At 69.4% G+C, this 2,084-nt stretch carries 2 protein-coding genes; both read left to right on the forward strand.

The window, feature by feature from the left end:
- Nucleotides 1-1,197 carry an ADP-forming succinate--CoA ligase subunit beta gene (gene sucC, locus WDW90_RS36585; protein WP_336492635.1) on the forward strand — a complete coding sequence of 399 codons (1,197 nt, stop codon included), beginning with the start codon at nt 1-3 and terminating at the stop codon, nt 1,195-1,197.
- Nucleotide 1,198: 1 nt separating this feature from the next.
- On the forward strand, nt 1,199-2,083 hold the full coding sequence (gene sucD / locus WDW90_RS36590; RefSeq protein ID WP_336492636.1) for a succinate--CoA ligase subunit alpha: 885 nt from the start codon (nt 1,199-1,201) through the stop codon (nt 2,081-2,083).
- Nucleotide 2,084 lies beyond the last annotated feature (1 nt).

A 2,084-nucleotide genomic window follows, 5' to 3' on the forward strand; every position in this document is an offset into this window, starting at 1 on the left:
ATGAACATCCACGAGTATCAGGCGAAGGCGGTATTGCGGGAGTTTGGTCTGCCGGTGTCGCGGGGTGTTGCGGTTTTGGCGGCGTCGGAGGCTGAGGCGGCGGCGCGGGAGCTTGGCGGTCCGGTCTGGGTTGTGAAGAGCCAGATCCACGCGGGCGGGCGGGGCAAGGGCACCTTCCAGGACGCGCCTGCTGGCGCCAAGGGCGGGGTTCGGGTGTCTCGGTCGGTCGAGGAGGTCGTCCAGAACGCCCGCGAGATGCTGGGCGCGACGCTGGTGACGGTGCAGACGGGTCCGTCCGGCCGCCAGGTCAACCGCCTCTACATCGAGGAGGGCGCCCAGATCGCGGCCGAGTTCTACCTGTCGATGCTGGTCGACCGCGAGAGCGGGGGCGTGGCCTTCGTGGTCTCGACGGAGGGCGGCATGGACATCGAGGCGGTCGCCCACGACACGCCTGAGAAGATCCACACGGTGCCGGTCGACCCGGCCACCGGGCTGATGCCCCATCACGGCCGGGCGATTGCCAAGGCGCTCGGGCTGACGGGCCCCCAGGCCAAGCAGGCGGAGGCTCTGGCGGCCGGGCTCTACCGGGCGTTCCTGGCCAAGGACATGAGCCTTCTGGAGATCAACCCGCTGGTGCTGACCGGGGAGGGGCGGCTGGTGTGCCTGGATGCCAAGATGGCGTTCGATGCCAACGCGCTCTACCGCCACCCGGACGTGCTGGGCTTGCGCGACGAGAGCGAGGAGGACGCGAAGGAGATCGAGGCCTCCAAGCACGATCTGGCCTACATCGCGCTCGAGGGCACGATCGGCTGCATGGTCAACGGGGCGGGGCTGGCGATGGCCACGCTCGACATCATCAAGCTCTACGGCGAGGAGCCGGCCAACTTCCTGGATGTCGGCGGGGGGGCGTCCGAGGAGAAGGTCACGGCCGCCTTCAAGATCATCACGGCGGATCCGAACGTGAAGGGGATTTTGGTCAACATCTTCGGCGGGATCATGAAGTGCGACGTGATCGCGCGCGGGGTGATCGCGGCCGTGAAGGCGGTGGGCCTGGCGGTGCCGCTGGTGGTGCGGCTGGAGGGCACGAATGTCGAGGAGGGCAAGGCGATCATCCGGGGCTCGGGTCTGAACGTGATCCCGGCCGACGATCTCGACGACGCGGCCCAGAAGATCGTCGCGGCCGTGAAGGGAGCCTGAGATGTCCGTTCTGATCGATGCCAACACCCGTGTGATCTGCCAGGGCTTCACGGGCAAGAACGGCACCTTCCACTCCGAGCAGGCGATTGCCTACGGCACCAAGATGGTGGGCGGCACGAGCCCGGGCAAAGGCGGGGCGCGGCATCTGGGTCTGCCGGTGTTCGACACGGTGGCGGAGGCGCGGGAGGCGACGGGGGCGGAGGCGTCCGTGGTCTACGTGCCGCCGCCGGGGGCGGCGGACGCGATCCTGGAGGCGGTGGCGGCGGAGGTGCCGTTGATCGTGTGCATCACGGAAGGCATCCCGGTTCTCGACATGGTGCGGGTGAAGCGGGCGCTTGTGGGCTCGAAGTCGCGTCTGGTGGGCCCGAACTGCCCTGGGATCGTGACGGCGGGCGAGAGCAAGATCGGGATCATGCCGGCCAACATCTTCCGGCCCGGGAGCGTGGGGATCGTGTCGCGCTCGGGCACGCTGACCTACGAGGCGGTGTTCCAGACGACGACGGCGGGGCTTGGCCAGACGACGGCGGTGGGGATCGGGGGGGACCCGGTCAAGGGCACGGAGTTCATCGACGTGCTGGAGCTGTTCCTGGCGGATCCGAAGACGGAGTCGATCGTGATGATCGGCGAGATCGGCGGCTCGGCCGAGGAGGAGGCGGCGCAGTTCCTGGCGGACGAGGCGCGGCGGGGGCGGAGCAAGCCGATGGTGGGCTTCATCGCCGGCCGGACGGCGCCGCCGGGCCGCCGGATGGGGCATGCGGGCGCGATCATCTCGGGCGGCAAGGGCGGGGCCGAGGACAAGATCGCCGCCATGGAGGCGGCCGGCATCCGCGTCTCGCCCTCCCCCGCACGCCTCGGAGCAACCCTCCTCGAACGCCTCAAAGGGTGAG

The organism is Methylobacterium nigriterrae (genome assembly GCF_037106235.1).
Classification (GTDB): domain Bacteria; phylum Pseudomonadota; class Alphaproteobacteria; order Rhizobiales; family Beijerinckiaceae; genus Methylobacterium; species Methylobacterium nigriterrae.